Raw genomic sequence first — 7,854 nt, forward strand, 5'->3', positions numbered from 1 at the left:
CGGGAGCGGCGGCCGGGGTACTCGTCCTCGACAAACGCTTTGGCAAGTTCAATCGCGCGGTCCTGGCGGAAATTGATGTGGATCACGCTGTCGCCGTCGGCTATGCCTTTGAAATCGCCGATAACGGAAGGCGGGATATACTCGTCGGTCAGGGCAGTACCGTCGGGGTTTTTCAGGGTGTCGTAAGCGGAAGTGACGGCTGCCTCCGCCGTGCCGCAATGCCGGGCGGCATGGCCCAGCATGGCCTCCAGCGAAAGATCCACCAGATCCCAGCTTTCGTTGCGGTCCATCGCATAATACCGGCCAATAACGGTGGCGATCCTGCCCGCGCCGATCTCCCTGATCTCGTTCTCAAGCGTTTTGATGTAGGTCAGCGCGCTGCGCGGAGGCGTGTCGCGCCCGTCGGCGAAAAAGTGCACGCGGATGTCCCGCACTCCCAGCCCGGCCGCGTGGCGCATGATGGCGAACAGATGATCCTGATGCGCGTGCACCCCTTCGTCCTGCACAAGCCCCATGAGATGAAGCGGTTTTTTGTTTTTAACGCAGTTGTCCATAACCGCCTTCAGCGCGGGCGAGTCGAACAGCGTGCCGCCGGCTATCATATCCTTCAGGCGCTTAAGCTCCTGCACCACCACGCGCCCGGCTCCCATATTCAAATGCCCCACTTCAGAGGAGCCCTGATACCCCGCCGGCAGCCCGACCGCCTCGCCCGACGGCTCCAGCATTGCGGTCGGGTATCCGGCCCGGTATTCGTTCATGCGCGGTGTCCGGGCGGTTGTGACAGCGTTGAATTTGCCCGGCCGGGCTTCGCCCCAGCCGTCACGGATGATAAGCAGTACAGGTCGTTTTGTCATGGCAATTCCTCGTCCGGGGCCGCCGCGCGGCGCCGGTTATTGTGCGCTATCGGGGTCCGAAACTTTTTTGGCGGCCGGTTTTTTCCGCTTGCTCCGGCCGGCAGGCCCGGCATCGTTAAAAATGAATTTCCCGGTCGCGTCGAGAACGGTATCCGCGTCCGGGTTCTCCGACAGGAACATATTCACGCCATGGCCCGTCCCGGCGGTAATCACTTCCGGGATATTGCCGCCGGCAAGCGCGGTTTTGTTCAGGATACGCACGGTCTTGAGCGAATATTCGTCGGTTAAAGCGGCCGCCAGAAGCACCGGCAGCCGCCCGATTTTTTCAATGGCCTTTCCGGTTGTTATGCCGCGGTAATCAAGTCCCGGCGACAGCAGAACCAGCCCCGCCGGCCTGATCAGGCCGGCGGCTTTCGCGTTCAGGACAAGATTGGCTCCGATACTCGCGCCGGCCGCATAGATGCCGTCCGCGGCCACTTTTTTCGAAACCAGAAAATTCCACGCGGCCTCCACGTCTTTCACGTTCTGGAGGCAGGCCATCCAGTTGGACATCGGGTTGCCGGAGGGGTCGGTTACGCTTTCGCCGTGGCAGCGCATATCCACGGACAGATACCCCGCCCCGCGCTCTGCCAGCCGAGTTTCCAGCGGCAGCCACTCACCGCGCGAGGAGCCCAGCCCGTGCACCATCAGCACGGTCGGCAGGCCGGGTTTTGCGGGCGCATAATCGGCATACAGGGTCCAGCCGTCGGAGGTGGCAAAGCTGACGCGCGCGGGCTTGCTGTCCGGCGCGGCAGCTGTTCCTTGCGCGCAAAACGCGAAAGGAGAGAAGATGAATATGGAAGCCGCGATCAAAACTGTAGCTTTTTTCATATATACAATTGTACCAATAGCGCGGTTGATGTCAAAAGCCTTAATTTCCGCCAGTCCCGCAGCACCCGCTGCCGTATTTACGCCGCGCCCCCGCTTGTGTTAAACTTGTAGTTACCGAATTATCAAAATGGAGAGTTTATGCGCAATACTTTTACCGATTCAGACGCGCTGGGCGTAACCGCCGTCCGCATGCTGGCCGTTGACATGGTGCAGAAAGCCAACTCGGGCCACCCCGGCCTGCCACTGGGCGTGTCGCCCATGGCGTATACCCTGTGGAGAAAATTTTTAAGGCATAATCCGGCGAACCCGAACTGGCCCGACCGGGACAGATTCGTGCTGTCCGCCGGGCACGGCTCCGCCATGCTTTACGCGCTGCTGCACCTGTTCGGCTACGGGCTGACACTCGAAGACCTCCGGGAGTTCCGCCAGTGGGGCAGCCGCACCCCCGGCCACCCGGAATTCGGACACACGGCCGGGGTGGAAACGACCACCGGCCCGCTCGGACAGGGGTTTGCGATGGCTGTAGGCCTGGCACTGGGCGAACGCTTCATGGCGAAAGAATTTAACCGGCCCGGCCACGAAATAATCAGCCACCATACTTATGTGATCGCAGGCGACGGTGACCTGATGGAAGGCGTGTCCGCCGAAGCGGCGAGCCTCGCGGGGCACCTGGGCCTTGAAAAACTCGTCTGCCTCTACGACGACAACGGCATTACCATAGAAGGCTCCACACGGCTCGCTTTCACCGAGGACACGGCCGGAAAATTCAAGGCGATGAACTGGCGCGTCATCCGCGTGGCTGACGGAAACGATCTGACCGCCGTAGCCGGCGCGCTCGCAAAAGCGCGCCGGCCCTGCGGCAAGCCCACGCTTATACTGGTCAAAACCCATATCGGCTACGGCAGCCCCCATCACGACACCGCGAAAGTGCACGGCGAGCCGCTCGGCGACGGCATGGCGGAAACCCGCAAATTTTACAACTGGCCTCACGCGCCTTTTGAAATACCGGACGCTGTCCGCGCGCATTTCGGGCAGGTGAAAACCGAACTGGCTGGAACCGAAAAATCCTGGGCCAGAAAACTCAACGCCTACAGGACCGCGTTCCCGGACGATCATGACCGGCTGCTTAAACGGTTCGCGGGCGAACTGCCGGCTGATCTGGAAGCCGCGCTCCCGGTGTTCAGGCCGGCGGACGGCGCGGTGGCCACCCGCATAGCGCTCGGCAAAACGCTTAACGCGCTCGGCGAAAAACTGCCCGCGCTCTACGGCGGCTCGGCGGACCTCGCGCCGTCAAATAAAACCGACCTGAAAAACAGGCAGGACCATGTCATCCATTTCGGCATCCGCGAACACGCGATGGGCGCGATCATCAATGGGCTGGCTCTGCACGGCGGAATCGTGCCGTTCGGCGCGACGTTCTTCGTGTTCGCCGATTACATGCGCCCGGCCATGCGGCTGGCCGCGCTGATGGGCTGCGGATCGCTGTTTCTGTTCACGCACGACGGCATAGGAGTAGGCGAAGACGGCCCCACCCACCAGGCGGTGGAACAGCTCGCCGGCCTGCGCGCCATGCCGGGCCTGCTGGTGTTCCGCCCCGCGGACGCCAATGAAACCGCGCATTCGCTCGCGCTGGCCATCCGGCTGAAAAAACCGGCGGCGCTGGCGTTCACCCGGCAGGATCTGCCTGTTCTTGATACGGAGAAACTTGACATTAAAGCCGGCGTAGCCAGAGGCGCGTACGCAGTTTATGGCGGACAGGAACTGCCGGACGTGATTGTCATGGCGACCGGATCCGAAGTGGGCATAGCGGTCAAAGCCTGTCAGGAACTGGCCGCCAAAGGTGTAAAGGCGCGCGCGGTTTCGATGCCGTGTCTTGAACTGTTTGAAGAACAGGATGAAGCCTTCCGCGACGCCTTATTGCCGCCTCGGGTCAGAGCCAGAATAGCAGTGGAAGCGGGTTCGTCCCTGGGCTGGCACAAATACACCGGTGACGGCGGCGTGGTAATCGCGCTGGACCGGTTCGGCGCGTCCGCACCGTGGAAAGTGAACTTCGAGAAATTCGGCTTTTCAGCCGCCAATATCACCGCGACGGCCCTGAAACTGCTGGGCAAATAAACCCGGCTCGCCTTCCTAAACGGCCCCGCCGTCATGCGGGGCCGTTTTTTCAAGAACGCTTATTTTTGTATATTATTACTAGGAATTCAAGGGCCGGAAAACAGAACGGAGAAGACCGCAATGTCATTTCTAAATCCAGCGCTCACGCTGTTTTTTATTATGGACCCTTTGGGCAACGTGCCGCTTTTCGTGGCCGCTCTGGAAAAAGTGCCGCCCGAACGGCGCAAAAGAGTGATCATGCGCGAATTGTGGATCGCGCTGGGCATGCTGCTTTTTTTCTTTCTGTTCGGGCACATGTTTCTGACGCTCATGTCCATCAAGCAGGGCACGCTCACGATAGCCGGCGGCATGATTCTGTTTCTTATCGCGCTCAAAATGATTTTTCCGCCGGCGCGTGAAGACGGCTTCGCCGAAAATCCCGGCGGCGAACCGTTCATAGTGCCGCTGGCGGTGCCGCTGGTGGTGGGGCCGTCGTCCATGAGCTTTGTGATGATCATCGCCAACCAGAACCCGCAGCAGTTTACGTCCAGCCTTGCGGCCATCGCAATCGCGTGGGCCGCGAACGTGCTGATCCTGCGGCAGGCTTTCCGCATTAACACTTTGCTCGGCCCGAAAGTGATGATGGCGGTCACCCGCCTTATGGGCATGCTTTTGTGCGTGATGGCGGTACAGATGTTTCTTGACGGAATCCAGACTTTTATGGCGGCGAAATAACCGATATGCTACAGAGATTCAAACTGCTTGCCGCGGCCGCGCTGGCGGCGCTGGCGCTCGCTCCGGCGGGAGCGAACGGCGCCGGGCCCCAAAAACCGCATGTAACCCTGTTCTACGCTTCGCACTGCAAAGTGTGCCTTAGCCTGAAAAAAGAATTTCTGCCCGAGGTGCGCCGGCAATACGAAAACCGCGTGCAGTGGCGCGAGCTGGAAACCGACAGCAACGAAAGCAATCTGGCGCTGCTGTACATTGTTTCGAAAGACAATGGCTACAAGGATGCCCGGGTACCCGCGATCCTTATTGGCAATTCCGTTCTGCTGGTCGGCAAAACTCCTATCGAGGAAAGGCTGGCGAAGGAAATAGACGCCGCCATAACCGCGGCGGGCAAGACGGATCAGGTTCAGGCGGAGGTCGGGCCGGGGCAGGCCTCGCCCGTATTAAAGGGGCTGTTTGCCGGCATGAGCGCGACTGCGGTCGCCGGCGCGGGACTGGTGGACGGGATAAACCCGTGCGCGTTCGCGGTGATCGTGTTTTTCGTGTCGTTCCTCGCGGTATACGGGTATAACCGGCGCGACATCGTTTATATCGGTTCGGCTTACTGCCTCGCGGTGTTTCTGACCTATCTGCTGCTGGGGCTGGGAATGTTCAAGGCGCTGTATGCGCTGTCCGGCTTTTACGCCGCGATGAAAATTTTCTATTACCTCACGGCGGGGTTCTGCCTGCTGCTGTTCGTCCTGAGCGTTTACGACTGGACGGTTTACGCGAAAACCGGCAGAAGCGAAGGGATGCTCCTGCAGCTGCCAAAAAATTTCAAGGTCTGGATCAACCGCATAACGGGCGCGCTGCTGCGCGGCAAGGAAGGGCGCAGCCCGGCAAGAATGCTGCTGGCGGCGTTCGCGGTCGGCTTTGTCGTATCGCTTATCGAAGCGGTCTGCACCGGGCAGGTGTATGTGCCCACCATAGTGTTTATAATGAAAGATCCGGAACTCCGCGTCAAGGCGGTATGGTATCTGCTTCTTTACAACGCCATGTTCATCGCGCCGCTGGTAACGGTATTCCTGCTGTCGTTCGCGGGGTTTGGATCGGAACGTTTCAACGGCTTCCTAAAAAAACATCTCGGACTGACGAAAATTCTGCTCGCGCTGGTGTTTCTGGCGCTGGCGCTGATGCTGCTGTTAAACCTGTAGCGAACACGGGGGAATCATGGCGGACAACGAAAACGGATATGTTCTGCTAAAACTTATTGTGCAGAGGAAACAGGGCGAACGGGTGCTGCAATGCGCCCTGAAAAGCGGAGCGCCGGGCGTTACCTATTACTACGCGCAAGGCTCGGGCGTGCGCGAGAAACTCGGCATTCTGGCGAAACTTATCGAAGCCGAGAAAATGATCATCGAGGTGGTGGACCGGCAGGACCGCGCCGAACTGCTGCTCGACCAGATCATCAAGGAAACCAGCATCAATCTGCCCGGAAAAGGATTTTGCTATATCACTCCGGTATCACGGGTTGAAGGATTCATGGGCGGCAGATAATGCGTAAAATATTTTTCAGTCTGTGCGCGTTTGTTATAATGGGCGGACTGGCTTCGTCGCTGCCGCACTTTCTGGGCGGGAAACTCGCCGGCCCGGGCAGCGGCGTGGCGGACGCGGCGAAACTGCTTGCCGCGCGGTATGACGAGCCGGAACTGGCCAATGCGGGCGGCATCGCGGAACTCCGCTCGAAACTAGCCGGGCAGTACGACACTTTCAGCGACGAGGAAAAAGCATTCTTCGATAACGCCTGCCCGCAGATGAAAATAGTGAAAAGCCCGATCGCCGAACAGCTTCTGGCGATGGGAACCGATGGCGGCGGCAAAGGGTCCGGCTCCGCGAAAGCGGGCGGGTTTACCCCTCTGCATGATGAACACGGCGCGCCGGCGCAGGCACTCGGCGCCGGCGAATGGCAGCGCAGGATGACCGCGCTGCTGCTTATGGCCCGGACCAATTACTCCGGCGCAATACAGGCCGCGTCCAAATACCTGTGGGGCCTGACCGGCGCGTTTGTGGCGGCCGGGCTGATAGCGCTCCTGTTTGAATGTTACGGCTGCGCGCGGTTTGCCGGCTCGGCGCTTTATAAACTGTCGGGCTGGTACCTGATCACGCTGTCGCTGTTATGCGCGGGCTTTCAGGTGATCGCGCAAGCCAACATCATGGGTGAAATCCCCGCGCAGTTCTGGAGCGCGCCGGTCTGCGCGCTGTTAGGCTCCGCCGCGACACTGCATCTGGTGGACATGAATTTTCCGTTTTGGAACCGCACGATGCGGGTCCTGTCCGTGCCGATTCTGTCGGCAGCGGTCGCATACGGCTGGGGCAGCCTGGTGCAAACCGCCGGGCATGTAATCTGACCGGCTTTTTGCTATAGTAAAATGAAAGCTTAAGGGGACAATGTCATGCCAAAATATGAATTCACATCCGAGTTTCTCAAAAAAATTCCGAAAACCGACCTGCACCTGCATCTGGACGGGTCATTGCGGCTGAACACGCTTATAGACCTGTCCAAACAGGAAAAAACGGAACTGCCTTCCTATACCGAAGAAGGCCTGCGCAAACTGGTTTTCAAGGAAGCGTATGAAGACCTGCCGGACTACCTGCACGGGTTTCTGTACACCGGCGCGGTCATGCGCACGGCCGAGAACCTTGAGCGCATCGCATTCGAGCTGGCTCAGGACAATATCGCCGAAGGCGTGCGTTATATCGAGGTGCGGTTCGCGCCGCAGCTGCACGCCACAAAAGAAATGAAAGTGCTGGATGTAATAAAAGCGATCTCGCGCGGGCTTGAAAAAGCCGCCAAGGAACACAATAATTCCGATGCGGTGAAAAACGGAAACGACATTCCGTTCCACTACGGGCTCATAACCTGCGCGATGCGCCGCTTCGCCAAAGGGTTCGCGCCTTATTTCGCCGAAATTCTGCATGTACTGACCCATGCACCGCAGGAAGAGGTGTTTTCAGCGGCTTCGCTGGAGCTGGCGCGCACGGTGACAATGGCCGTGGAAACCGATAACCTGCCGATCGTAGGGTTTGATCTGGCCGGCGAAGAAGCCGGCTATCCTGCCGTGGACCATAAGGAAGCGTACCAGTACTGCCACAGCCATTTCATACGCAAAACCGTGCATGCGGGCGAAGCGTACGGCCCGGAATCAATTTTTCAGGCCATAACGCAGTGCCACGCCAACCGCATCGGGCACGGCACGTTCCTGTTCGCAACCGACAGGATCCAGGATCCCTCCATAGAATATCCGCACAAATATGTGGAGGATCTGGC

8 protein-coding genes are annotated in these 7,854 nt (G+C 59.3%); 6 read left to right on the forward strand and 2 right to left on the reverse strand.

Annotated elements, in window-relative coordinates; all coding sequences use genetic code 11:
- Together PHW69_08995 and PHW69_09000 are read right to left on the reverse strand one after the other, a co-directional pair.
- The coding region (locus PHW69_08995; GenBank protein MDD4005318.1) for a 2,3-bisphosphoglycerate-independent phosphoglycerate mutase at positions 1-854 on the reverse strand (854 nt) is incomplete at its 3' end.
- A 36-nt stretch (positions 855-890) separates the two neighbouring features.
- A complete protein-coding gene (locus PHW69_09000; GenBank protein ID MDD4005319.1) occupies positions 891-1,724 on the reverse strand; it encodes an alpha/beta hydrolase in 834 nt (277 codons plus the stop codon).
- A gap of 138 nt (positions 1,725-1,862) precedes the next feature.
- On the opposite strand from PHW69_09000, the gene tkt reads away from it, so the two are divergent.
- From tkt to PHW69_09030, 6 genes are all read left to right on the forward strand, one after another.
- The gene (tkt, locus tag PHW69_09005; protein ID MDD4005320.1) at positions 1,863-3,839 is read left to right on the forward strand and encodes a transketolase; all 1,977 of its coding nucleotides are present in this window, start codon (positions 1,863-1,865) and stop codon (positions 3,837-3,839) included.
- A 120-nt stretch (positions 3,840-3,959) separates the two neighbouring features.
- On the forward strand, positions 3,960-4,553 hold the full coding sequence (locus PHW69_09010) for a MarC family protein (GenBank protein ID MDD4005321.1): 594 nt from the start codon (positions 3,960-3,962) through the stop codon (positions 4,551-4,553).
- Between the two features lie 5 nt (positions 4,554-4,558).
- Entirely contained in the window at positions 4,559-5,740 is a 1,182-nt protein-coding gene (locus PHW69_09015) for a hypothetical protein (protein ID MDD4005322.1), read from the forward strand.
- 16 nt (positions 5,741-5,756) lie between these two features.
- Positions 5,757-6,083 carry a P-II family nitrogen regulator gene (locus PHW69_09020; protein ID MDD4005323.1) on the forward strand — a complete coding sequence of 109 codons (327 nt, stop codon included), beginning with the start codon at positions 5,757-5,759 and terminating at the stop codon, positions 6,081-6,083.
- Positions 6,083-6,934, forward strand: a complete 852-nt coding sequence (locus PHW69_09025; protein MDD4005324.1) for a hypothetical protein — start codon at positions 6,083-6,085, stop codon at positions 6,932-6,934. Before PHW69_09020 ends, PHW69_09025 begins: the two co-directional genes overlap by 1 nt.
- A 45-nt stretch (positions 6,935-6,979) precedes the next feature.
- The coding region (locus PHW69_09030; protein MDD4005325.1) for an adenosine deaminase family protein at positions 6,980-7,854 on the forward strand (875 nt) is incomplete at its 3' end.

The sequence above is a fragment of the Elusimicrobiaceae bacterium genome (assembly GCA_028700325.1).
Taxonomy (GTDB): domain Bacteria; phylum Elusimicrobiota; class Elusimicrobia; order Elusimicrobiales; family Elusimicrobiaceae; genus JAQVSV01.